The sequence below is a fragment of the Pectobacterium jejuense genome (assembly GCF_026800125.1).
Taxonomy (GTDB): domain Bacteria; phylum Pseudomonadota; class Gammaproteobacteria; order Enterobacterales; family Enterobacteriaceae; genus Pectobacterium; species Pectobacterium jejuense.
Genome location: NZ_JAPQKX010000002.1, coordinates 265,567 through 288,493, shown reverse-complemented (window position 1 = coordinate 288,493; position 22,927 = coordinate 265,567). Strand labels below are relative to the sequence as shown.

The 22,927-nt window shown below is 50.7% G+C and carries 23 protein-coding genes; 13 read left to right on the top strand and 10 right to left on the bottom strand.

What is annotated here, in order from left to right:
• Nucleotides 1-7: 7 nt before the first annotated feature.
• Nucleotides 8-523: a toxin-activating lysine-acyltransferase gene (locus NXT09_RS04785; protein ID WP_268579050.1), complete on the bottom strand. Its 516-nt coding sequence runs from the start codon at nt 521-523 to the stop codon at nt 8-10.
• 11 nt (nt 524-534) lie between these two features.
• Nucleotides 535-2,277, bottom strand: coding sequence for a ShlB/FhaC/HecB family hemolysin secretion/activation protein (locus NXT09_RS04780; protein ID WP_268579049.1), 1,743 nt, complete (start codon nt 2,275-2,277; stop codon nt 535-537).
• 337 nt (nt 2,278-2,614) lie between these two features.
• Between NXT09_RS04780 and NXT09_RS04775 the strand changes: the two genes are divergently transcribed.
• The 4 genes from NXT09_RS04775 (at nt 2,615) to tyrR (ending at nt 8,461) form a co-directional block, all read left to right on the top strand.
• Complete coding sequence (locus tag NXT09_RS04775; RefSeq protein WP_014915688.1) at nt 2,615-4,012, top strand: YcjX family GTP-binding protein; 1,398 nt, start codon at nt 2,615-2,617, stop codon at nt 4,010-4,012.
• Complete coding sequence (locus tag NXT09_RS04770) at nt 4,009-5,052, top strand: YcjF family protein (RefSeq protein WP_268579048.1); 1,044 nt, start codon at nt 4,009-4,011, stop codon at nt 5,050-5,052. The genes NXT09_RS04775 and NXT09_RS04770 overlap by 4 nt, the downstream gene beginning before the upstream one ends.
• A gap of 159 nt (nt 5,053-5,211) precedes the next feature.
• Nucleotides 5,212-6,756: a M20/M25/M40 family metallo-hydrolase gene (locus NXT09_RS04765; RefSeq protein WP_268579047.1), complete on the top strand. Its 1,545-nt coding sequence runs from the start codon at nt 5,212-5,214 to the stop codon at nt 6,754-6,756.
• A 136-nt stretch (nt 6,757-6,892) separates the two neighbouring features.
• Entirely contained in the window at nt 6,893-8,461 is a 1,569-nt protein-coding gene (gene tyrR / locus NXT09_RS04760) for a transcriptional regulator TyrR (RefSeq protein ID WP_268579046.1), read from the top strand.
• Nucleotides 8,462-8,516: 55 nt separating this feature from the next.
• Here tyrR and tpx read toward each other — a convergent pair whose 3' ends face one another.
• Together tpx and mpaA are read right to left on the bottom strand one after the other, a co-directional pair.
• The gene (tpx, locus tag NXT09_RS04755; protein ID WP_039288920.1) at nt 8,517-9,020 is read right to left on the bottom strand and encodes a thiol peroxidase; all 504 of its coding nucleotides are present in this window, start codon (nt 9,018-9,020) and stop codon (nt 8,517-8,519) included.
• A 79-nt stretch (nt 9,021-9,099) separates the two neighbouring features.
• Entirely contained in the window at nt 9,100-9,819 is a 720-nt protein-coding gene (gene mpaA / locus NXT09_RS04750) for a murein tripeptide amidase MpaA (protein ID WP_268579045.1), read from the bottom strand.
• A gap of 165 nt (nt 9,820-9,984) precedes the next feature.
• Between mpaA and NXT09_RS04745 the strand changes: the two genes are divergently transcribed.
• A complete protein-coding gene (locus tag NXT09_RS04745) occupies nt 9,985-11,601 on the top strand; it encodes a peptide ABC transporter substrate-binding protein (protein ID WP_306417447.1) in 1,617 nt (538 codons plus the stop codon).
• 123 nt (nt 11,602-11,724) lie between these two features.
• On the top strand, nt 11,725-12,708 hold the full coding sequence (zntB, locus tag NXT09_RS04740; RefSeq protein ID WP_240585511.1) for a zinc transporter ZntB: 984 nt from the start codon (nt 11,725-11,727) through the stop codon (nt 12,706-12,708).
• 29 nt (nt 12,709-12,737) lie between these two features.
• Here zntB and NXT09_RS04735 read toward each other — a convergent pair whose 3' ends face one another.
• Entirely contained in the window at nt 12,738-12,866 is a 129-nt protein-coding gene (locus NXT09_RS04735) for a hypothetical protein (protein ID WP_268579044.1), read from the bottom strand.
• Between the two features lie 336 nt (nt 12,867-13,202).
• Between NXT09_RS04735 and NXT09_RS04730 the strand changes: the two genes are divergently transcribed.
• Nucleotides 13,203-13,379, top strand: a complete 177-nt coding sequence (locus NXT09_RS04730; protein WP_205555096.1) for a hypothetical protein — start codon at nt 13,203-13,205, stop codon at nt 13,377-13,379.
• Between the two features lie 71 nt (nt 13,380-13,450).
• Here the strand turns inward: NXT09_RS04730 and NXT09_RS04725 are convergent, their stop codons facing one another.
• From NXT09_RS04725 to ttcA, 3 genes are all read right to left on the bottom strand, one after another.
• A complete protein-coding gene (locus NXT09_RS04725) occupies nt 13,451-13,795 on the bottom strand; it encodes an antibiotic biosynthesis monooxygenase family protein (protein WP_240585510.1) in 345 nt (114 codons plus the stop codon).
• A complete protein-coding gene (locus NXT09_RS04720; RefSeq protein WP_268579043.1) occupies nt 13,792-14,382 on the bottom strand; it encodes a GNAT family N-acetyltransferase in 591 nt (196 codons plus the stop codon). The genes NXT09_RS04725 and NXT09_RS04720 overlap by 4 nt, the downstream gene beginning before the upstream one ends.
• 285 nt (nt 14,383-14,667) lie before the next feature.
• Nucleotides 14,668-15,603, bottom strand: a complete 936-nt coding sequence (gene ttcA, locus NXT09_RS04715; protein WP_039550666.1) for a tRNA 2-thiocytidine(32) synthetase TtcA — start codon at nt 15,601-15,603, stop codon at nt 14,668-14,670.
• Between the two features lie 553 nt (nt 15,604-16,156).
• Here ttcA and NXT09_RS04710 point away from each other — a divergent pair.
• From NXT09_RS04710 to NXT09_RS04700, 3 genes are all read left to right on the top strand, one after another.
• Entirely contained in the window at nt 16,157-18,688 is a 2,532-nt protein-coding gene (locus NXT09_RS04710; protein WP_268579042.1) for a colicin-like bacteriocin tRNase domain-containing protein, read from the top strand.
• Nucleotides 18,681-18,938, top strand: a complete 258-nt coding sequence (locus NXT09_RS04705; RefSeq protein WP_268579041.1) for an immunity protein — start codon at nt 18,681-18,683, stop codon at nt 18,936-18,938. Before NXT09_RS04710 ends, NXT09_RS04705 begins: the two co-directional genes overlap by 8 nt.
• A 211-nt stretch (nt 18,939-19,149) precedes the next feature.
• Entirely contained in the window at nt 19,150-19,461 is a 312-nt protein-coding gene (locus NXT09_RS04700) for a hypothetical protein (RefSeq protein WP_268579040.1), read from the top strand.
• Between the two features lie 303 nt (nt 19,462-19,764).
• On the opposite strand, the gene NXT09_RS04695 is transcribed toward NXT09_RS04700, so the two are convergent.
• On the bottom strand, nt 19,765-20,037 hold the full coding sequence (locus NXT09_RS04695) for a hypothetical protein (protein ID WP_268579039.1): 273 nt from the start codon (nt 20,035-20,037) through the stop codon (nt 19,765-19,767).
• Between the two features lie 527 nt (nt 20,038-20,564).
• Between NXT09_RS04695 and NXT09_RS04690 the strand changes: the two genes are divergently transcribed.
• From NXT09_RS04690 to NXT09_RS04680, 3 genes are all read left to right on the top strand, one after another.
• Nucleotides 20,565-20,750: a hypothetical protein gene (locus NXT09_RS04690; protein ID WP_268579038.1), complete on the top strand. Its 186-nt coding sequence runs from the start codon at nt 20,565-20,567 to the stop codon at nt 20,748-20,750.
• 32 nt (nt 20,751-20,782) lie between these two features.
• Nucleotides 20,783-21,121 (top strand): 2Fe-2S iron-sulfur cluster-binding protein, encoded by a 339-nt coding sequence (locus NXT09_RS04685; protein WP_268579037.1) that lies wholly within the window; start codon nt 20,783-20,785, stop codon nt 21,119-21,121.
• A 379-nt stretch (nt 21,122-21,500) separates the two neighbouring features.
• Complete coding sequence (locus tag NXT09_RS04680) at nt 21,501-21,791, top strand: putative hemolysin (RefSeq protein WP_268579036.1); 291 nt, start codon at nt 21,501-21,503, stop codon at nt 21,789-21,791.
• A gap of 33 nt (nt 21,792-21,824) precedes the next feature.
• Here the strand turns inward: NXT09_RS04680 and NXT09_RS04675 are convergent, their stop codons facing one another.
• Complete coding sequence (locus NXT09_RS04675) at nt 21,825-22,817, bottom strand: 2-hydroxyacid dehydrogenase (protein ID WP_268579035.1); 993 nt, start codon at nt 22,815-22,817, stop codon at nt 21,825-21,827.
• Nucleotides 22,818-22,927 lie beyond the last annotated feature (110 nt).

Sequence of the window (22,927 nt, the reverse complement as noted above, 5' to 3'; positions counted from 1 at the left end):
AGTGATGTTAAGCAACCAGCGGCGTGTTCTGCTGCCAGAGTTTGAATTGTTGTTGGGTGACGTCATCGCCACGGAACTGCAGTACCCGTTGTCCGCGTTCCGCCCCTTTGTGGTACAGCGCACGGCCACATAAGTGGGGAAACAGCGTGCCGCCGACGATGCGGCGAAACGTCTGCTGGTCACCGAAGGGGGCGACCCAGTCGCGGAACCACAGACGGTCACCGCTGGTCCAGTCCTGTGGCTGCACGAGGATGCCGGGGCCGGTGAGGTAGCGCTGTTCCGCTTCTTCATCCATCCACGCCCAACTGAGGAAAAACATCGGCTTGTCATCGCGGCTGGCGATCACAAACTGTTGATGTTTGATGGCGGGCAACAGCAGCGTCGGCAGAACACTGAGCGGAATATCGCGGTGCTGTGCCGAATGCATCCACAGCCAGACTGCCGCGCCAAGCGCTTCTGCTTCGCTGAACTGGCCACCGAGCAGCGGGGCGGTTAACTGATAGCCATTAACAGGTATTTTCATCACGCGCCTCCTTAATACTGCCAGCTGAGGTTAAAGCCGAGGGTGACTGGGCTAGTGTGGAAGCCTTCCGGTTTGGAGAACGGCACACCGACAAACAGGTCGTAGCCCGTGTTAAAGGCGTTGCCGCGCAGACCAAGGACGCCGCCTGCCAGATGTTTTCCGACGAGGTAATCACGCGTGCCGTCAACTTCACCGTAGTCAGCGCCGAGATACAGTTCCTGGTTGGGCAGCGGCGTGCGCCAGGCCAGATCGTTGCGCACGAACCAGCCGCGGTCGGCCGTCAGGGTGCGTTCACCGTCGAAGCCGCGCACGGTCCAACGGTTACCAATCGACAGTTGATCTTGAGGTGTTAGTTTGGTGTGGTTGATCTGGCGCAGATACTGGACGTTATACCGGAAGGTCTGGTTTCCTATTGTAAACGGCATATCCAACTGGGCATTGAGTTGGATAATTTTCGCCAGTGCTGTGCCTTCATCGAAATACTCTTCCTGCGCCGGAATCGCGCCGAACCAGCGAGTGCCGCGCTGATAGCTCACCGCGGTATCAAGTGTGGTGGCGCCGAAGTAGTGGCGGTGCTGCAGGCCCAGACGCCAGGCACTGGTTTTACGCCGCTGCACATCCACTTCGGTATCGTTGACGAAGTTCTGTGATTCGCGCGTCAGAATTTCATAGCTCATCGAGGTTTTCTGACTGCCGCTGCGGTACAGCACCCGGCTCAGTTGGAAGTTAAGGTTTTTGCTGTTGCCGCTGTAGTTGTAGTCTTCATACGCGCCCGCCACATTCTGGTTGTAGTCGTAGCCGCTGGCGGTGACACCCGCCATCCAGTAACCGAACGGCACTGAGTAGTGCAGCATGTAGTTCTTGCTGCCTTTTTCGCTGCCGGATTCCAGGTCATGGTTGCCGGAAATGTAGAATAGATCGCTGAGCGCGAAGGGATTATCGATATACAGCGTCAGGCCGCCTTGATAACGACCGGTGGTTTCGGTGCCGGAGTCATCGAGCGTCGCGCCGAGACGCCACATTTTTTCCTGTTTCCAGGTCACGTTAATGTCGCTTTCGCCTGGCTGTTCGCCTGGAACAATCGCCATTTCTGCCTGTACGGTTGGCACGCGCTGCAGGTTTTCCAGTCCCTGCTCGATATCACGCAGATCCAGCAGTTCGCCTTCACGCGCTGGCATGGCGCTCCAGAGGCTCACGTAGCGATCGCTCTCTTTGGTCAATTCGATTTGGCGCGTTTTGCCTGGAATCAGGGTGATATGCAGGGTGCCGGTTTTCAGGTTTTGCGGCGGCGCCATCACGCGCGCGGTGACGTAGCCATGGTCGATCAGACGGTTTTGCAGTGCGCTCATCAGCAGGTTGACACCCTGAGCGCCCAGGCACTGACCTTTGCCCTGATCGGCCAACTGTTGCAGCGGGATACGCAGCCAGGAGGGAAAATCTTCTTTGCCAGTCAGGATAATGTGATACAGCGTAAAGCACTGCTGTTCCTGAGGAAATTGCAGCTTAGTAAAGAATGAAGAGGGGGGCTGCAAACGAACATCGGGCGTTTGTGGCGCTAATTGCTGCTGCATCGCACGCTGGCGATCCTGCTGGTTGATATTCAGCTGTTCATCCACCCGGTCCGGTGCGGCAAGAGGCGTCAGATTATTATCTGCCGCCCAGCTGCTTGCTGAGGTGGTCAATAAAATAAATAGCGCAAGTTGGCTGAGACGCGCAGGTTGATACCCGTCAGTGAACGACGCATTCCGTAGCATAATTAATTAACCTGAATTATTGATTGTTATTGGGACAAGATTTGTTACTTGGTACAATTTCAGGGTATATACGTTAACAATTTGTTTGCTAAGAGTTGTCTTATTGCTTGCTAAGAGTTGTCTTAAAATTGTCGTTTCTTTACATTTTGACGGTAAAAATACGGTATGAGGTAGGTGATCGCGGTTGAACTTATATCGGCGTGAGGCGTTTGTCTGATTTTATTATATTGATACGATATATCTCTCAGCGATATATGGTTCTCAATTACATACAGTTCTCAATTACATATAGCTCTCAACAGTATATCTCCCAACCAAAGGAGTGATAGTTCATTCGATGAGTCGACTACAGAACGAAATTAACTCTCTGGTCAATCGCGGCGTAGATCGCCACCTGCGGATTGCCGTCACTGGGTTGAGCCGCAGCGGCAAAACCGCATTTATCACCGCGTTCGTCAATCAATTATTGAACACCCACAGCGGTGCCCATTTGCCGATGTTTTCCCCCGTGCGCGAAGAGCGTTTGCTGGGGGTGAAACGCGTGCCGCAGCGCGATTTGGGCGTGCCACGCTTCGCCTATGATGAGGGCATGGCCGCGCTGTATGGTTCCCCGCCAGCTTGGCCAACGCCGACACGTGGCGTAAGTGAGATTCGTCTGGCGCTGCGCTATCGCTCAAAAGATTCGCTGCTGCGCCACTTTAAAGATACCTCGACGCTCTATCTGGAAATTGTCGATTACCCCGGCGAATGGCTGCTGGATCTGCCGCTGCTGGAGCAGACCTATTTGAGCTGGTCGCAGCAGATGGGCGGCTTGCTGCAAGGGGGGCGCACCGAGTGGGCCAAACCCTGGCTGGCGCTATGTGAGAAAGTCGACCCACTGGCCCCGGCGGATGAAAATCAGCTTGCCGAAGTGGCGCAGGCTTACACCGACTATCTACATCGCTGTAAACAGGAAGGGCTGCACTTTATTCAACCGGGGCGGTTTGTGCTGCCGGGCGATCTGGCGGGCGCGCCGGTGCTGCAATTCTTCCCCTGGCCGCAGGTGAATCAGATCGGTGAAGCTAAGCTAGCGCAGGCGGATGAGAAAACCAACATCGGCATGCTGCGCAAGCGTTTTGATTATTACTGTCAGTCGGTCGTCAAAGGATTTTATAAGGATCACTTCGTACGCTTCGACCGGCAGATTGTGCTGGTCGATTGCCTACAACCGCTCAATAGCGGCATTCATGCGTTTAACGATATGCGGTTGGCGCTCACCCAACTGATGCAAAGTTTTCATTACGGGAAGCGCACGCTGTTCCGGCGTTTGTTCTCGCCTTGCATCGACAAACTGATGTTTGCGGCGAGTAAAGCGGATCACATTACCGCTGACCAGCATGCCAATCTGGTGTCGTTGCTTCAGCAACTGGTGCAGGAAGCGTGGCAGAACGCGGCGTTTGAAGGCATCGATATGCGCTGTGAAGGCATTGCGTCGATCCAGTCAACGCAGAGCGGGGTCGTTGATCATCAGGGCCAGAAAATTCCTGCGCTGAAAGGGCATCGACTCAGCGACGGTCAGCCGCTGACGGTCTACCCCGGTGAAGTGCCCGCGCGTTTACCGGGTGCGGCATTCTGGCAAACGCAGGGCTTCCATTTCGATCAATTTCGTCCGCGAGAAATGACGGTAGACACACCGTTGCCGCATATCCGGTTGGATACGGTCATGGACTTTCTGTTAAAGGATAAATTGCGATGAGCGAACCACTGAAACCACGAGTTACGTTCGATGACGTTTCACCGCAAGAGCCACAGCCGCAGCTGCGTGCCGGGTTGGCGTTTGACGAGCAGAGCGGCACGCCGTTTTCCCCGATCAGCCGCGAAGAAGAAGTACCGGAAGAAGGTGCTGCGGAAGAGGCGATCAGCGCGGCGCTGCGACCAAAGCGCAGCCTGTGGCGACGTATGGTGATGGCGGGAATCGGGCTGTTTGGCGTCAGCGCGTTGGCGCAGGGCGTGCAGTCTCTGCATAACGCCTGGGTGCAGCAGGATTGGATCGCGCTGGGCGGCATTACTGCAGGCAGCCTGATTGTGGCGGCGGGCGTCGGCTCGTTGGCCGTCGAGTGGCGACGCCTCTATCGCTTGCGCGAGCGCGCGGAAGAGCGTGACGTGGCCCGCGATCTGTTGCATAGCCACGGCGTGGGGCGTGGGCGTGAATTCTGCGAAAAGCTGGCACGGCAGGCGGGGCTGGATAGCGGCCATCCGGCGATACAGCGCTGGCAGGCTTCCCTCCATGAAACCCACAACGACCGCGAAGTACTGGAGCTGTATGCACGTCTGGTTCAGCCCGTGCTGGACAAGCAGGCGCGGCGTGAAATCAGCCGCTCGGCTGCGGAATCCACATTGATGATCGCCGTCAGCCCACTGGCGCTGGTGGACATGGCATTTATCGCCTGGCGCAACCTGCGCCTGATTAACCGTATTGCCGCGCTGTACGGCATCGAACTCGGCTATTTCAGCCGCATTCGCCTGTTCCGGCTAGTGCTGGTCAATATCGCGTTTGCTGGTGCATCGGAGCTGGTGCGGGAAATTGGCATGGACTGGATGTCGCAGGATCTTGCAGCGCGGCTATCAACCCGTGCTGCACAGGGCATTGGCGCAGGGCTGCTGACCGCGCGTCTGGGCATCAAAGCGATGGAGCTGTGCCGCCCGCTGCCGTGGCTGGATGACAAACCGCGTCTCGGTGATTTCCGCCGCGAACTGATTGGCCAGGTGAAAGAAACGCTGCAAAAAGGGCGGTAGGGGTGAAGACGATGGTGCAGGCAGTGTGCCATCGTCGTTTTATCGTTGCTTAACGAGGAAATGCAGTATAAGCCGCGCGCTATTTTGGCAGACAGTACCGTTGTTACAAAATCGTGTGTAGGATAAAAAACCCTCATTTCTGTATAACAGGACGTTTTTATGATTCCCGGTAAAAAATTGACTCTGGCGGCACTGTCGCTGTCGGCAGCTATTCTCTGCTCACCTGCCAGCGCACAGCTGGTACTGGCACCTGCCGATGCGGAACGTTACGCGCAAAACAGCTTCCCTGAATATCTCGAATTACTCACGTTGCCAAATGATGCTGCCGTGCCTGCGGATATCCAGCGTAATGCCGACTGGCTGGAAAAGGCTTTTCAGAAACGTGGCTTCACCACACAGCAGTTGGCAAATGGTGATAAACCGCTGGTTTATGCTGAGCTGGGCACGCCAAAAGCCGATCGTAAAACCATTTTGTTCTACATGCATTTTGACGGACAGCCCGTGAATCCGTCCGAGTGGCAAACGCCGCCGTGGCAGCCCGTGCTGAAAGAAAAAGATGCTGCGGGCAAATGGCAGACGCTGGCTGAGTCACGTCTTCTGAAAGGGGATATCAACCCAGAGTGGCGCCTCTTTGCCCGGGCATCGGCCGATGATAAAGGGCCGATCGCGATGTTTCTTGCCGCCATGGACGCGATGAAAGATAAGGGCGTTGAACCTGCGGTCAACATCAAAGTGCTGCTGGATTCTGAAGAGGAAAAAGGCTCGCCCGGCCTGACGACGGTGATGGTCGACAATCTGACGCTGCTGAAAAGCGATGGGATGGTGATTTATGACGGCGCGATGCCATCCAGCAATCGTCCTGGCATCAACTTTGGCAATCGTGGCTCAATCCAAATCGATATGACGGTTTTCGGTGCAAACGCGGCGGCACACAGCGGCGGCTATGGCAATGTCATTCCGAATCCAGTGCAAAATCTGGCTACGCTGTTGGCCAGTATGAAGGATGCGGACGGTAAGGTCACGATCCCCGGTTACTATGACCGCGTCACGCTTAGCGAGAGCGATAAAAAACAAGTCTCAGAGACCGCGCCGCCCGCAGGTGCGCTGGAGAAACGCTTTGGTGTTGCTCAGTTAGAGAAGGTCGCCAGCAATGCGGCAGAGGCGGTGCAATATCCTTCGCTGGATATTCTCGGCATTAAAGCGGGCGACACGGGCAAAAAGGCCTCGAATGCGATTCCGTCAACCGCGACGGCCAGCGTGAATATTCGCACCGTGCCGGAGACGCCGCCGGATGATATGTATACGTTGTTACGCCAGTATATCGCCAGCAAAGGCTTTCATATCATTGCTGGTGAAGCGCCTACGCAGGCCGAACGTGAGCAGTATCCGCATCTGATTTCCCTTAGCCTGACGGCCTATCCGAGCAGCGCCTATGCGGCCAGAACCGAGATCGATTCCCCGCTGGGGCACTGGGCGGTTGCGACTACAACCGCACCGCGTGGCATCGCACCGGAGAAGAATCGTATGATGGGTGGGACGCTGCCGATGAGCGGCGCGGTCAGCGTATTGAAAGTGCCTTACGTCATCGTTCCTCTGGTGAATGCCGATAATAATCAGCATAGTTTTGATGAGAATTTACGCCTCGGTAACTATCTGGAAGGCATTCGAACCATTGTGGCGATGGCAACGACGCCGCTGTCTTAACCCCGTTTCATCACTGACGTGGAAAAAACGTACAGATGTGTCAACTTTTGCTGCCACCTTACTTCATCCGGTGCAAACGAAAGGGTATTATCAGTAGCAATAGCCATATCGTGTCTCTTGAAGAAGGTAGCCGTTGATGCATCTGGAAGTGATTTGTGAAGACCGCATTGGTATGGTCCGTGAACTGTTAGATCTACTTGCGTCACGCAATATTGATTTACGCGGCATTGAAATTGCGTCTATTGGTCGTATCTACCTCAATTTTGCCACCCTCGATTTTGATGATTTCCGTCTGCTGATGACGGAAATCCGCCGTATTGAAAGCGTCAGCGATGTGCGTACCGTGGCGTTCATGCCGTCTGAGCGCGAGCATCGGGCGTTGAATGCGCTGTTGGAATCGATGCCTGAACCGGTATTCTCACTGGATATGAAGGGAAAGCTGGAACTGTTTAACCCCGCGGCGCTGGCGCTGTTTGAACAATCGGCAGAGACCATCAGCGATTTGACGATTGGCAGCATGATTCCCGGTTTCAATTTCGCCAACTGGCTGGAGAAGAGTAGCGCTGTCGTGGCGGAGCGTGTGGTGATTCGCGGTCAGGATTTCCTGCTGGAAATGACGCCTGTCCGTCTGGAAGATGATGCCGGTAAAGTGGCAACGGCGGGCGCATTGGTGATGCTGAAATCGGCTGCTCGCATGGGCCGCCAGTTGCAGAATCTCGCCGTGAATGATGAACATGAGTTCGATCATATCGTGGCCGTTAGCCCGAAAATGCGTCAGGTAGTCGATCAGGCGCGCAAATTAGCGATGTTGGACGCACCGTTGCTGATCGTCGGTGATACGGGAACGGGCAAAGATATGCTGGCGCGAGCCTGCCACCTGCGCGGACCACGCGGCAAGAACCCTTTCCTGGCGCTGAACTGCGCGTCGTTACCCGATGATGTGATGGAGAGTGAACTGTTCGGCCATGCGCCCGGCGCGTATCTCAATGCGCAGGAAGGCAAAAAAGGCTTCTTCGAACAGGCGAACGGCGGTTCGGTTCTGCTGGATGAAGTCGGTGAAATGTCGGCACAAATGCAGATTAAATTGCTGCGTTTCCTGAATGACGGGACATTCCGCCGCGTCGGTGAAGATCACGAAGTCCATGTCGATGTGCGGGTGATTTGCGCGACCAAGAAAAACCTGTTGGAGCTGGTGCAGCGCGGTGAATTCCGGGAGGATCTTTATTATCGCCTTAATGTACTCACGCTGATATTACCGCCGCTGCGCGAACGTCCGGCAGACATTATGCCGCTGGCCGAGCTGTTCGTGGCGCGCTTTGCCGACGAACAGGGGATTCCGCGCCCCAAACTGGCCGCAGATGTGGAGCATTTCCTGCCGCAGTACGGCTGGCCGGGCAACGTTAGGCAGCTACGAAATACCATTTATCGCGCACTGACGCAGTTGGAAGGTAACGAACTGCATATGCAGGACATCGACCTTCCTGCGTTTTCGATTGATGCCCCGCAAGATGAAACCCTGCTTGATGGTTCTCTGGACGATATCAACAAACGTTTCGAGCGCTCCGTGCTGACCCGCCTTTATCAATCTTATCCAAGCACACGTAAACTGGCGAAGCGGTTAGGTGTATCGCACACGGCGATAGCCAACAAACTGCGGGAATATGGACTCAGCCAACGCAAATCGGCAGGGGACGATGAAGAGTAAATAACAAAACGGCTGCTTGCGCAGCCGTTTTTCATGTAATTCAGCGTAGCTTATCTTATTTCAGAACAGCCAGTGCTGCATCGTAGTCTGGTTCAGTGGTGATTTCGTTCACCAGCTCGCTGTGCAGCACGTTGTCGTTTTCATCCAGTACGACAACCGCACGAGCAGTCAGACCTTTCAGCGCGCCATCGGCGATAGCAACGCCATAGTTCTCTTTGAACTCACCGCCACGCAGAGTAGACAGCACAACAACGTTATTCAGACCTTCCGCGCCGCAAAAACGGGACTGCGCGAACGGCAGATCGGAAGAGATACACAGAACAACGGTGTTATCCAGTTCAGAACCCAGTTGGTTGAATTTGCGCACGGACGCGGCACAAACACCGGTATCGATGCTTGGGAAAATGTTCAGGATTTTGCGCTTGCCAGCATAGTTGCTCAGCGGGGTATCAGACAGATCTTTAGCCACCAGAGTAAATGCTGGGGCTTTGCTTCCTTTGGCTGGGAATGACCCTGCTACTGGCACAGGATTGCCTTGAAAATGTACGTTCTGTGACATGTTTGCGTCCTTAATTACAGGTGATTAACACGCTGCTCAGTTTAGGGCAACATTAGCAACATTGGTATAAAAATTACGATTAAAATTGCTGGCTTAGCAGCGCGACCATCGCTTTCAGATAGCACTCGCTGGCGGCATCTGCCGAGATTGGCGGAAGCTCAGCGGTAATGCAATGAAGCGAACGATCGGCGCACCAACTTCCGAAAGAGCCAGGCGTGTCGTAACCGATACTCGATACTAACGGCAGTTCGCACCGCTGCGCCAACCATTGACCCAGTTCGGAACGATGTGGGTCCTCAATACAGGCGAGTGGCTCATGAAAAGAGACAACCCAGTGAGGATTAAGTTTCTCAATCAGCGAGCAAAGGGCTTTTGTTTCCGGCTCTGAACCTGCCGTTTCGCCCGTGGATAGCTCGACATCGCGTTCATCTGCGGCGCTATTCCAGCGGTAGACCGTCTTCCCCTGCTGCCAGTTACTGGTCGGAAAATTGCGATTGAGATCGACACCGTTAGCGTTGGCACGCAGGCCCAACTGACAGCCATCCGGGTTCACTGCAAGAATCACGTGATGGCGGCGCTGGCCTGAAAAGAGGGTGCGTAGCGCGCAAGACAGCGCCACGACTGCGGCGGTTTCATCGCCGTGTGTTCCGGCAATAATCAGCCCACTCTCTGAGGGAGCTAATTCGGCTGGGAAATACAGCAGCGGTGCGCCCAGCAGCGATTTCCCATACGGTTCGCCCAGCGACGGTAAATTGCCTCGTTGTTGGCGCGCCTGAAGAGGAATGATCGGGTTTTCCATGTTGTCACCCTGTGGTTACCTATGCGTTTCATCATAAAAAAATCGGCCCAGAGACGCAAACGGCGATGCGGGCTGACAAATTGCGGGGGTATCGCTGGATGATAGCGCTGATTTCTGACTATTATATTCTTCAATCAATTCATTACGCTTTCAGGTCAAATCATCATGCACTATGGATATTCTGCATTTTATGCCGCGTTGATGGCGGCCATGACGGGCAATGCCGTCGCGGCGCAGGTTCCGGCGGGAACGGTTCTGGCTGAGAAGCAAGAAATTGTCCGCCACATTAAAGATGAACCGGCTTCCCTCGATCCAATCAAAGCGGTGGGGCTGATGGAAGCTCAGGTGGCACGCGATCTGTTTGAAGGGCTGGTCAATCAGGATGCGCAGGGGAACATCGTCCCAGGCGTAGCGCTGCGTTGGCAGACGACCGATAACCGTACGTTTATTTTTACCCTGCGTGATAATGCCCGCTGGTCTAACGGTGAACCCGTTACGGCAAAGGATTTTGTCTACAGCTGGCGTCGTCTGGTCACTCCTGAAAACAGCTCATCATTCGCCTGGTTTGCTCGACTGGCGGGGATCCAGAACGCCGAGCAGATTCTCGCGGGCAAACTGCCTGTCGATCAGCTTGGTGTGACGGCCGTCAATGATCACACGCTGAAAGTGCAGCTCAGCAAGCCCGTACCTTATTTTGTCAGCCTGACGGCGAATTTCAGCCTGTTTCCAGTGCATCAGGCCACGATAGAAAAATTCGGGAACGACTGGACGAAGCCGGGCAATCTGATTGGCAATGGTGCGTTTAAGCTGGATCAGCGCGTGGTTAATGAGAAGCTGGTGCTCACGCAGAATCCATATTATTGGGATAACGCTAACACGCGCCTGACAAAGGTGACCTTTGTTCCGATCAATCAGGAATCGAACGCGACGAAGCGCTATCTCTCTGGGGATATTGATATCACCGAGTCGTTTCCTAAAAACCTGTACCAAAAGCTGCTGAAAGACTTGCCCGGCCAGGTTTATACGCCGGATCAGCTTGGCACCTATTATTACGCGTTTAACACGCAGCGTGCGCCGACCAATGACGTACGAGTGCGAAAAGCGCTGTCTTACGCTATCGATCGCAAAGTGATTGCGGAAAAAGTATTGGGCACGGGGGAAAAGCCGGCCTGGCACTTTACGCCGGATGTCACCGCGGGCTTCAAACCGACGGAAAGCCTGTTGCAGCAGTATTCTCAGGATGAGCTGGATGCGCAGGCAAAAGCGCTGATGGCCGCGGCGGGCTATGGTCCAAATAACCCGCTGAAATTATCGCTGCTGTATAACACGTCGGAAAGCCACCAGAAGATCGCGATTGCCGTGGCCTCCATGTGGAAGAAAACGCTAGGCGTAGACGTGCGTTTGTCCAATCAAGAGTGGCAAACCTATATCGACAGCCGTAATAGCGGTAATTTTGACGTCGTGCGAGCGTCCTGGGTCGGTGACTACAACGAGCCGTCAACATTTCTCTCACTGCTGGCTTCGCACCACAGCGGGAATATCGCGCGCTTTAAAAACGCGAATTACGATCGCGTTCTAGATGAAGCGGGGAATCAGACTAACCCGCAGGCGCTGAATGCGGACTACAACCGAGCAGAACAAATCTTGATGGATGAAGCACCAATTGCGCCGATCTATCAATACACCAACGGACGCTTGATCAAACCGTGGGTGAAGGGCTACCCGATTACTAACCCTGAAGACGTGGCCTACAGCCACATGCTTTACATCGAAAAGCATTAAGTACCGTATTAAGGCATCGAATGATGTGGCGATAAAGCCGGAGCGATCGTGATGGCCGCTCCGGCTGGCAGAGCGCAACACTGATAGCCAAAAAGCTGATAGCAAAACCGTTGGAGGCAAGACGTGGAATCCCTGGCAGGAAAAGAGTTGCAACACAGCGGTGCGGTTCATGCGTATCAGTTGGATGGAAAGGGGGGCGTGACTCCGATTGGCGAGCAGGATGTGGTTAACAGCGAGAAACCTTGCTGGCTACACCTGGATTCTACCTTGCCTGCCAGTGTGCGCTGGTTGAATAAAACGACACTGGTGCCGGATAGCGTACGCAATGCGCTGGCGGGGGAAAGTGCTCGTCCCAGAGTCACGCGTTTGGGTGAAGGTACACTAATTACGCTGCGCAGCATTAACCTAAATGCCAATGCACGGCCGGATCAACTGGTGGCCGTTCGGGTATTCATTACTGACAAGCTGATTATTTCTACCCGACGCCGTAAAGTTCTGGCTATCGACGAGATTCTTACCGATCTGAAGGAAGGCAATGGCCCGACGGACAGCGGAAGCTGGCTGGTTTCTATTGCGGAATCGTTGACCGATCATACCAGCGAGTTTATTGATGATTTGCATGAGAAAATCATCGATCTGGAAGAGGATTTGCTGGAGCAAAAAATTCCGCCGCGCGGCGAGCTGGCGCTGATTCGCAAACAGCTTATCGTGTTACGCCGTTATATGACGCCACAGCGCGATGTGTTCTCGCGTATTTCTGGCGAGAAACTGCCCTGGATGCAGGATGACGATCGCCGCAGAATGCAGGAAATTGCCGATCGATTAGGGCGTGGGCTGGAAGATCTGGATGCCAGTATTGCGCGCACCACGGTGCTGTCGGATGAAATCACTGCGTTGATGACCGAAGCAATGAACCGCCGCACCTATACAATGTCGCTTTTGGCGATGGTTTTCCTGCCGACGACGTTCTTAACTGGCTTATTTGGCGTCAACTTAGGGGGAATTCCCGGCGGCGATGCACCGTTTGGTTTTGTCACGTTCTGCCTGATGTTGGTGATATTGGTGGGTGGCGTTGCATGGTGGTTAAAACGCAGTAAATGGCTATAACGACTTGCGGCGAGTGGGTGCGCAGATAATCACAAACTGTCGCGAATGGCTAAAAAACCACGCGTAAATTGAGCAATATCAACATTTTTTACCCTGTTGTGCGGCACTATCATTCCCGCAGGTGAATGCAACGTCAAGCGATGGGCGTTGCGCTCCATATTGTCTTACTTCCTTTTTTGAATTACTGCATAGCACAATTGATTCACACCATGCCGACAGTTTTGTCGGCTTTTTTTTGCCCCTCGATCCTGACCTTTTCCGTCATCCTTCAAACGACGTTGTAAAATGCCTTTGGCATTTTATTATGGTGGGCTATCGCGCCACCCCCCTTCGGGCCGTCGCAAGCGACGTTGTAAAATGCCTTTGGCATTTTATTCATTAGCTTACTACGCTTAAAGGGAAGGGTTGGCGCTAACCGACCAGCCGTAACGCATGTCTGTACTGCTTCAGTAGCTGGATTTGCCTTAACATTATCCAACACCGAGGAGGAAAATATGCTCACTCAAGATGCGACGGATTATCTGCAAGCTGACACGGTTCCGGTTGAACCGATTCCCATTATACCGAACGATCCGACACCTCGTCCGCTTCCCGATCCACCGCCCATTCCTGATCCGCCGCCGACAGGGCCGGAACACGAACCTGTCACTGAACCACCGCAAAATCGATAGCGGCGCGCTACGCGGCAGAAAATGGCACTAAAAAAGCTCCGAAAGGGGCTTTTTACTTTCTGGCTCGACTATTAATCATGAACTACGAGACTGTCTTTCGGGGCCTGGTCTCGTTCGTTCAAGCCATAATCACGCATGATTGACCCGACACGCAAACGGTAGTTAGCGAATACTCCATGACGCCCCTCGCTTTGAGCATGGCGATGTTCTTCCTTATTTCGCCATGCACGGACAGCATCCTCATCGCGCCAGAACGACAGTGACAGATACTTCCCTTTCGTCGTAAGACTTTCAAATCGCTCAATGGAAATGAAACCGTCGACTAGATCTAATTCGGGTCGCAGTGAAGCCGCGATATCGAAATAGCTACTTGCTTTGTCTTGCACCGGCCAAACCTCGAAAATCACCGCAATCATTTTTCTTCTCCGTGACTAGAGATGCGACGCTCCAGATTGGAGCGAACCTCGGGCCATTCATCATCAATGATGCTGTATCGTACGGAGTTACGTTTTCTGCCATTGGGCATAATCCGTTCATTTCGGACGATGCCCTCCTGAACCGCGCCAATACGAAGAATTGCGGCTTGAGAACGCTCGTTCAGCACGTCAGTAGTGAACTGAACGCGAACACATTGAAGCTGCTCAAAGGCGTATCGCAGCAGTAGGAGCTTGCTTTCTGTATTGGCGGCGGTTCTTTGCCAACTCTGTGAATACCACGTGTGGCCGATTTCGAGTTTGTGATTCTGTCGGTCAACTTTCCAGAAGCGCGTCGAACCAATGACGCTTTGGTCAGCGGTGAGGGTAATAGCAAACGGCATGACGGTGCCTTCGGCTTGCCCCTCTAAGGCTTTGTTGATGTAGGCATCAACAGTATCAGCAGAAGGTACAACGGTGAATGGCAGCGACCAAAGTTCCCCATCCGCCGCAGCATCAACAAGTGACTGAGCATCAATGTGAAGTAGTGGGCGCAGCGTAACGAGAGAGCCTTGCAGGGTGGGAGTCATATTTGTGGCCTTACAGTTGCTTTAATGTTGGTAAATGACTACGACGATCATGCAGAGAATTACCTATTTTGCGCCATTTTCACTTCAAGGTCGTCTTGTTTGTTGTCAACTATTGACTAAATTCTGGGCGCTACGTACTAACCAGAAAATCTGTGTAGTTCAGCGAAATTCGGCGCTGAAGTCATCGTGAAATAAAAAACACGGTGGTGAAACAGCAACCGCTGCTTCTTGCCACCGTGTCTCTATTCTTTATGGTAATGCCATTCCCTCACAGGAATGTCGCGCTTATTTTATTTCCAGCACATCAAGGCGGGTCACTGATGGCGCGTCGTCGTCATCTTCCGGCTGCCAGCCAACAGGCTGCAACGGCAGTTCTTCACGGTCAAAAGCCAGATCGCCACCATCCACCACGTCGCTACCGTGACGAATGCCTTTAAAATCGAACAGCGCATGATCGGCGAGATGAGAAGGCACAACGTTCTGCATGGCGCTGAACATGGTCTCAATACGGCCAGGATAGCGTTTGTCCCAGTCGCGCAGCATGTCTTTAATCACCTGACGTTGCAGGTTCGGCTGCGACCCGCACAGGTTGCACGGAATAATCGGATATTGGCGGGCTTCAGCAAAGCGCTCGATATCTTTTTCGCGGCAATAGGCGAGAGGGCGGATGACGATATGCTTACCGTCGTCGCTCATCAGCTTCGGCGGCATGCCTTTCAGTTTCCCGCCGTAGAACATGTTCAGGAATAGCGTTTGCAGGATATCGTCGCGGTGGTGACCGAGGGCGATTTTTGTTGCGCCGAGCTCCGTCGCGGTACGATACAAAATCCCGCGGCGCAGACGTGAACACAGTGAGCAGGTGGTTTTCCCTTCTGGAATCTTGTCTTTCACAATCCCGTAGGTATTTTCTTCGACGATCTTGTATTCCACACCGATGCTATCAAGGTACTGCGGCAGAACGTGCTCCGGGAACCCCGGCTGCTTCTGATCCAGATTCACCGCAACCAGAGAAAAGTTAATCGGTGCGCTCTGTTGCAGATTGCGCAGAATTTCCAGCATGGTGAAGCTATCTTTCCCGCCGGACAGGCACACCATGATGCGGTCGCCTTCTTCGATCATATTGAAATCAGCGATAGCTTCGCCGACGTTACGCCGCAGGCGCTTTTGCAATTTGTTGAGGTTGTATTGTTGCTTCTGGTTAATTTGTTGATTTTCTGACATTTTTATCTGTGCTCGTTGCAAAAGGCGTTGCGGATGGAAAACGGTTCAGCGCAGACGCTAACACGGTCTGCACGATCATGGCGTGTATGGTACGGATTACGGCGACGAATGCCAGATCGTTTTACAGCGGTGTACCACAATGATCCCATGGTGCTGCATGCGTAACTGATTTTTTGCTCACCGTTTCGTACTCGCGGTAGAAAAACGAAGCGTAAACGCTGAGTTTCAGTAAGGCCATATTCTCTCTGATGATAGACAATCTCGTTCGTGCGCTTGTTCCCAGTGATTTTCATTGTAGATTGAAGCGCTTCCTGTGCCGGTCTAACTAAGGAGGCTGTGAAAAGATATGGAGCACACGACGCGGGAAATTGAGGTGTTGAATGCACAGATGATGCAGAGTATTCAGGGACAGATTGATTAAATAGATATTTAAAATCAGTTTATTAACTGTGTTTATGAAATTAGGCGAATGCTTTAGCTTGGTCAGATAAATCTCTATCATTGCATGGCTGTATAAAAATACAGTGTTGGCATTTTTTGATGGAGAACTTCAATGATTAAATACCGTTTATATGCTCCAAATGATGGAGATACAATGACCGTGGATGGTGGCGGTGGTTGGGACTCACCAGTGAACGATGACCGCAAAGGTGGTAATGACAGGGACAATGGCAAAGGTGGTTCTGCCGTTGATTTTAGTAAAAATCCAGAAAAGCAGGCTATCGTTAATCCCTATTTGGCAATCGCGATACCGATGCCGGTCTACCCTCTTTATGGAAAGCTAGGGTTCACAATAAATACGGCGGCAATTGAGACTGAACTCGCAAATGTCAGAGCAGCAATTAACACTAAACTTGCAACACTCAGTGCAGTGATTGGCAGATCACTTCCGGTCGTTGGGCGGGTATTTGGTGTTACTGCCGCTGGAATGTGGCCTTCTAGTACCGCTCCCAGTAGTCTCGATTCTATATACAATCAAGCACATCAGCAGGCTTTAGCCCAGTTAGCTGTTCAACAGGGAGTATTAAATAAAGGGTATAACGTTACAGCAATGCCTGCAGGTTTCATCAGCAGTTTGCCTGTCAGTGAAATCAAATCATTGCCAACAGCTCCCGCCAGTTTACTGGCACAAAGTGTGATTAATACCGAACTTTCCCAGCGTCAGTTGGCTCTTACTCAGCCCACGACGAATGCACCAGTCGCGAATATTCCCGTAGTTAAGGCTGAAAAAACGGCAGTACCTGGCGTGTATTCAGCGAAAATTATTGCTGGTGAACCTGCATTCCAAATCAAGGTTGATAATACCCAGCCTGCTTTGGCAAAAAATCCTCCGAAAGTGAAAGATGATGTCCAGGTCTCTTCTTTCCTTTCCACGCCGGTGGCCGATACTCACCATGCATTTATTGATTTTGGCAGCGATCATGAACCTGTATACGTATCTCTTTCAAAAATCGTGACAGCAGAGGAAGAGAAAAAACAGGTTGAAGAGGCCAAGCGCCGTGAGCAGGAGTGGTTGTTGCGTCATCCAATTACAGCTGCGGAGCGAAAATTAACTGAAATCCGCCAAGTGCTCTCTTTTGCTCAACAGCTAAAAGAAAGCTCTGTCGCAACCATTTCAGAAAAAACTAAAACTGTTGCGCTTTACCAAGAACAGGTGAATACCGCTGCAAAAAATCGCGACAATTTTTATAATCAAAATAGAGGTCTGTTAAGTTCGAGTATAACTGGGGGGCCGGGATATCCTATTTATCTTGCTTTATGGCAAACGATGAATAACTTTCATCAGGCTTATTTCAGAGCAAATAATGCATTGGAACAAGAGAGTCATGTTCTGAACCTGGCTCGTTCTGATCTGGCTAAGGCTGAGCAATTGCTTGCTGAGAATAATCGACTTCAGGTTGAAACTGAGCGAACGCTTGCCGAAGAAAAAGAGATAAAACGCAACAGGGTTAATGTATCAACATTTGGCACAGTGCAAACTCAACTTAGTACACTGTTGTCAGCATTTTATGCTGCTACATCTGGATCTACTGCATCTATTTCCCAAAGTGTTCCTTCGGGGGCATTAGCCTCTTTTTCATATAATCCACAAGGGATGATTGGCAGCGGTAAGATTGTTGGGAAGGATGTCGATATTTTATTTTCCATCCCAGTAAAAGACATTCCTGGATATAAGCCTCCTACTAACTTTGACGATTTAGCTAAGAAAAATGGAAGCCTGGATCTTCCCATTCGTCTGGCATTTTCTGATGAGAATGGAGAAAGGGTTCTTCGGGCATTCAAAGCGGGTAGTCTGCGAGTCCCTTCGAGTGTCAGAGGTGTAGCGGGCAGTTATGACAAAAATACGGGTATTTTTAGTGCAGAAATTGACGGTGTTCCATCTCGTCTTGTACTGGAAAATCCCGCGTTTCCTCCGATTGGAAATGTCGGCAATACGGGTAATACTGCACCTGACTATAAAGCATTACTGAATACCGGTGTTGATGTTAAACCTGTCGATAAAATTACGGTGACAATAACGCCAGTTGCTGATCCAGTGGATATTGATGACTATATAATCTGGTTGCCAACTGCGTCTGGTTCTGGCGTGGAACCCATTTATGTCGTGTTTAACAGTAATCCGTATGGTGGGACGGAAAAAGGAAAATATAGCAAACGTTATTATAATCCAGATAAGGCTGGCGGTCCGATCTTGGCGCTGGATTGGAAAAACGTTAAGATTGACCGAGCAGGTGTGGACAATGTTAAATTACACACAGGGCGTTTCAAAGTGTCGGTTGAAAACAAAGTGATGATTGAACGTTTGGAAAACATACTGAATGGTCAAATCACAGCCACGGATACTGACAAGCGATTCTATACGCATGAATTAAGAGAGTTAGACCGCTACAGAAATCTCGGCATCAAAGACGGCCAAGTGCCTAGTAGCATTCAAGAAGAAAGCTCTGTTTGGAACGACACACACACAGCGACGCTTGAAGACTACAAAATTAATGAGAAAGAGCAATCGTTGTACACTGATGCTGCTTTGCAGGCAGCCTACGAACAGGAACTCAAAGACGCATTAGGAGGGAAACATGGCTAATATGAAAGAAGTTATCCAAAATGAAACATTGGAAGATGTGCTTACCGTTTTTGCATTAACATCGGATTATAAACAATTGGATAGACTTTATACTTATACTAATTTCGACGTTATATCCAGTGGCGAGCTTTCCGCTAAATACAATGAGCTTTTCCACAAGGGCATCCTTGAGGATAAAAATGGCACAGTTGTAAAAGGGCCTAATTGGGTGGCTCCAAAGTTTGTAACTGATAAAAAATACGGTTTCTAACCTAAAGTTAATTACTTGCATTCTTAATTAATACGCGCTAAGTTTGCGAAAGATACCGGAGTATGCCTTAAAAAGCTGCTCCGGTTTTTTTATACCATAAAATCAATATCGGCCACCTTCGGGTGGATTTTTTGTTGGTGCCGATAAGCGTTTTTGTTAGAGCGCTTATTCGCATGGGCAGCAGGAAAATAAGGGCGATACCACCACGCTGATGCCGGGCGTAATTGCACAACCACAGACGACTACGATTCAACAGCCAACTGATGCTGATGACAGCAATAGCACCGTGAAAAGTATTCTCAGCCGGGATGGTAAACACACTATTCCTTATGATGTGCTGGAAGCGGAACGTGCACAAAAAGCAGCAGATCTGCTGGCGAAAGCAACAGCTTCGTCATCACTGCCTGCTTCACCGTCAGATGTTGGTTCAAAGACGCAGCACACTACATCGCCACTGGAGCAGGCTGCCTTTTGCTCACTTTTTACTGCGGTCATCCTCTTTGTTTTATCGATCGCGAAATGAAACCATTTTTGGCAACGGTGTCGCTTATTACTATCCTGATAGAGGTGTGTTCAACCAAAAGAGGAAGATATCATGAGTAAAGGTGCATCAAGAGGAGCATCGTCAAGTCACCCCCAACAGGGAGGGAACTGGCCAAGCACAACCGGAAATCCATCGGGTGGCAATAGAGGTAATGCTCCTTCATCTTCAGGTGGAAATTCAGGTAAGGCAGGAGGCAGCTCTGGCAAAGCAGGGAAGTAGGAGATATACAACCACGCTACGGCTAGTGAATTAAATCCACTAGCTGTAGCGTTATTTATTGCGTTATTGCGGCAGGACTTCTTCAATTTTAGTAATGTGCGCATCGCCGCTCAGTGGCTTATAAATATGAATTTTGACAATTCTTAGTGGTGCTTCTGGTGATGTTACCGTACCCTTGGTCAGGAACGAGTAGTTCGTGCCTGAAACCACCTGTGTTGCAACAAATAGCGGTGTATAAGACACACCCAGTAAATGTACGGTAGATTTAAAAAGTGATTGATCAGCATCATTCAAATCACGGAAAGCAGTCCATCCACCAGCAAGTTGATCTGACATTATTTCACCTAATTTAATTTGATTGATAATCTATCTTTGTATTGCCCTGTTAATATATTCGCAGGGCAGTGAAATGAGACTGGGTGATTTAATTTTCTTTAGCAAGAAGGAACGCCATTCTCTTTATATGAATAATGTGAAACCATATCAAAAAATAAAATAATAATATTTATTTTATTTTCCAGTGAGTAATGCATTTAAAAATAAAATTTATAATCATTGAAATAATTATATGTGTAATTATATATTTTGATATAAACATCAAAAAGCTTATGCAACAAGCCATCGAATAACCACGTTACGTTCTAAGCGCGGTTTCTTTTCCCCCTCATCATGATATTGCCATCGAAGGCTGTCGTTCATTTCTGCTGTCGCTTACTCGCCTGGAAATGCAAACCGAGTCGTACTCAGTGCTGACCAACAAACTGCCTGATTAGTAAAGTGCTTTAAAATAATAGAATAGACATTAAACGTAATATATCTCTCGCGCTGTGACAGCTGTCATTGGCTGAGCGGAAATTCCCACCATGCTCACGAATCAATTTAATAAAGAGGGAACAATGGAAAAAGAAAGCAATGAACGTTTGAAAAATGAACATGCATCAGAAGACATTAATAAAAAAGAGGAGGCCGTTGATAAAGAGAATCGCACCGATGACTCAAATAAAAGACGGCCTGGATGTAATCGTGAAAAGTGTTTCTGTGCACGGTAAAAAATTTAAATTTTTATAAAAGGATAAAAGTAATGGGACATACTTATACAATTAGAGATTTAACCACAGGAGCTGAAATTCAGGCTCCTGATGATGTTTGTATTTTAGATTCACTTGAAGAGGCTGGTGTTGATTCACCTTATTCATGTCGTGCTGGAGCATGCTCTTCATGTGCTGCGCTACTGATTATCGGTCTCGTTGATCAATCGGATGGTACATTTTTAGATGATGAGCAGAAAGTTAGATTTATATTAACCTGTTCAGCATATCCTCAAAGTGACTGTATTATTCGAACAGGGGTAGAAGAGCTCCTGTACGATGAAGAAAAAGCGCACAAAGTCTTCTTTGAAGACTGGCAGAATTGGAACTGATTCCGGCTTTTTTAAGCTTGGATCTTTAAAATGGCAAAATATGTTCCCTTCATAAAGAAGGGGACATTATCAAAACATGTGGCGTTCCCCAGAACGGCACGCTGCAAAAAATTATGTATATCGACTTTCCCATAAACGCGGCCCCAAAAACGGATGTCCAACTTTTGGGGACAGACCATAATGTTTGTGCTTTATCGCTGTCCTACTTCCCATATAACCCACCATTTCCTTGATCTTTTCCCCGTTTACCCGCATTGAGCCCTGTGTTGTAGGCGCGAGGTGTGGTAGATATAGTCCTTGTCTGAAAAGTCTATTTGATGGGTGTTGATGCCAAACGTGGTGTCAGAACCTTCGCTCCACCCCGATCCGAGGCCAAAACATGAAATTATTGCCATGGCTATGTACTGCCGCTGTGCTTCTGCTGGCGGGATGCAGTAATCATAGTGAGAACACTGCCGCTACCCAGCAAAACACCACGCAAAATGATGACACAAGCACCGTGGTGTTGCTGAAAAGCAGTTCGCCGATTGACGTTAACTGTACGTTGATTGGTGGAACGATGGCGATTTCCCGACAGCTTGATGGTGCGAGTGTGGGAGCCTGTCAGTTAGCTAATGGTAAGCGTTGTAGCGAACAGTCGCTGATGAATGGAAGCTGCCCGGCAGGGTGAGGATTGCGGCAGTCAGCACTGCCGCAGGAAAACTTAATATGTAACCAGATTTGCGCAAGACGCGTTCTGGCTGATGTCTTTCAAGTTCTGTAGCGTGGTTTGGGAAATGCTGATTAGCGCTTCTTCCGTCAGGAACGCCTGATGCCCGGTAAACAGTACGTTGTGGCACGCGGATAAGCGGCGGAAAATATCGTCCTGAATCACATCGTTGGATTTATCGGCAAAGAAGAGATCGCGCTCGTTTTCATAAACGTCCATTCCCAGCGCGCCAATTTTCTGTTGCTTCAACGCGTCGATAGCGGCCTGTGAGTCGATCAGTCCGCCACGGCTGGTATTGACGATCATGACGCCGTTTTTCATTTGCGCAAAGGCCGCCTGATTCAGCAGATGATGATTCTCTGGCGTCAGCGGGCAGTGCAGAGAGATGACGTCTGCATTGGCATACAGCGTTTTGAGATCGACGTACTCCGCCCCTAATTCCAGGGCCTGCGGGTTCGGGTAGGGATCGAAGGCCAGCAGTCGCATGCCAAAGCCTTTCAGGATGCGCATCGTGGCGATGCCGATTTTTCCGGTGCCAATAATGCCCGCCGTCCGGTTGTGCATATTGAAGCCAATCAATCCTTCCAGAGAGAAGTTCGCGTCGCGAGTACGCTGATAGGCACGGTGAATGCGGCGGTTAAGTGTCAGCATCAGGCCGACGGCATGTTCAGCGACGGCTTCGGGGGAATACGCAGGAACGCGTACCACGTTGATACCCAATTCCTTCGCGGCTTCCAAGTCGACATTGTTAAAGCCCGCACAGCGCAGCGCTAGCGTTTTAATGCCCAACGCAGCCAGTTCGGTTAACACTTCGCGCCCACCGTCATCGTTCACAAAGATACAGACGGCCTGACAGCCCGCGGCGGTTTTCGCGGTGCGCGATGTCAGCATGAAATCAAAAAACTCCAGCTCATAGCCAAACTGCTGATTGACCTGCTCCAGATATTTACGGTCATACTGCTTCGTGCTGTAAATTGCCAGTTTCATTGATAGTTTCTCCGAAAAATCCTTAGGTTAAGCTATCAGAAAATCGGGCGGTGACAAACCGTTACCTGACTGACAGTAACGGTTTGAAATTGAGAGGCAATAATAGCGTA

Excerpts from the sequence above, each read along its gene's own strand:
- NXT09_RS04775 (WP_014915688.1), top strand. The coding sequence starts at position 2,615 with ATGAGTCGACTACAGAACGAAATTAACTCTCTGGTCAATCGCGGCGTA.
- NXT09_RS04770 (WP_268579048.1), top strand. The coding sequence starts at position 4,009 with ATGAGCGAACCACTGAAACCACGAGTTACGTTCGATGACGTTTCACCG.
- ttcA (WP_039550666.1), bottom strand. The coding sequence starts at position 15,603 with ATGTCAGAAAATCAACAAATTAACCAGAAGCAACAATACAACCTCAAC.
- mpaA (WP_268579045.1), bottom strand. The coding sequence starts at position 9,819 with ATGGAAAACCCGATCATTCCTCTTCAGGCGCGCCAACAACGAGGCAAT.
- NXT09_RS04780 (WP_268579049.1), bottom strand. The coding sequence starts at position 2,277 with ATGCTACGGAATGCGTCGTTCACTGACGGGTATCAACCTGCGCGTCTC.
- NXT09_RS04785 (WP_268579050.1), bottom strand. The coding sequence starts at position 523 with ATGAAAATACCTGTTAATGGCTATCAGTTAACCGCCCCGCTGCTCGGT.
- NXT09_RS04685 (WP_268579037.1), top strand. The coding sequence starts at position 20,783 with ATGGGACATACTTATACAATTAGAGATTTAACCACAGGAGCTGAAATT.
- NXT09_RS04695 (WP_268579039.1), bottom strand. The coding sequence starts at position 20,037 with ATGTCAGATCAACTTGCTGGTGGATGGACTGCTTTCCGTGATTTGAAT.
- NXT09_RS04725 (WP_240585510.1), bottom strand. The coding sequence starts at position 13,795 with ATGATTGCGGTGATTTTCGAGGTTTGGCCGGTGCAAGACAAAGCAAGT.
- NXT09_RS04675 (WP_268579035.1), bottom strand. The coding sequence starts at position 22,817 with ATGAAACTGGCAATTTACAGCACGAAGCAGTATGACCGTAAATATCTG.
- NXT09_RS04700 (WP_268579040.1), top strand. The coding sequence starts at position 19,150 with ATGCCGGGCGTAATTGCACAACCACAGACGACTACGATTCAACAGCCA.
- NXT09_RS04745 (WP_306417447.1), top strand. The coding sequence starts at position 9,985 with ATGCACTATGGATATTCTGCATTTTATGCCGCGTTGATGGCGGCCATG.
- NXT09_RS04690 (WP_268579038.1), top strand. The coding sequence starts at position 20,565 with ATGCTCACGAATCAATTTAATAAAGAGGGAACAATGGAAAAAGAAAGC.
- NXT09_RS04710 (WP_268579042.1), top strand. The coding sequence starts at position 16,157 with ATGATTAAATACCGTTTATATGCTCCAAATGATGGAGATACAATGACC.
- tpx (WP_039288920.1), bottom strand. The coding sequence starts at position 9,020 with ATGTCACAGAACGTACATTTTCAAGGCAATCCTGTGCCAGTAGCAGGG.
- NXT09_RS04705 (WP_268579041.1), top strand. The coding sequence starts at position 18,681 with ATGGCTAATATGAAAGAAGTTATCCAAAATGAAACATTGGAAGATGTG.
- NXT09_RS04730 (WP_205555096.1), top strand. The coding sequence starts at position 13,203 with ATGCTCACTCAAGATGCGACGGATTATCTGCAAGCTGACACGGTTCCG.
- NXT09_RS04720 (WP_268579043.1), bottom strand. The coding sequence starts at position 14,382 with ATGACTCCCACCCTGCAAGGCTCTCTCGTTACGCTGCGCCCACTACTT.
- NXT09_RS04735 (WP_268579044.1), bottom strand. The coding sequence starts at position 12,866 with ATGGAGCGCAACGCCCATCGCTTGACGTTGCATTCACCTGCGGGAATG.
- NXT09_RS04765 (WP_268579047.1), top strand. The coding sequence starts at position 5,212 with ATGATTCCCGGTAAAAAATTGACTCTGGCGGCACTGTCGCTGTCGGCA.
- tyrR (WP_268579046.1), top strand. The coding sequence starts at position 6,893 with ATGCATCTGGAAGTGATTTGTGAAGACCGCATTGGTATGGTCCGTGAA.
- NXT09_RS04680 (WP_268579036.1), top strand. The coding sequence starts at position 21,501 with ATGAAATTATTGCCATGGCTATGTACTGCCGCTGTGCTTCTGCTGGCG.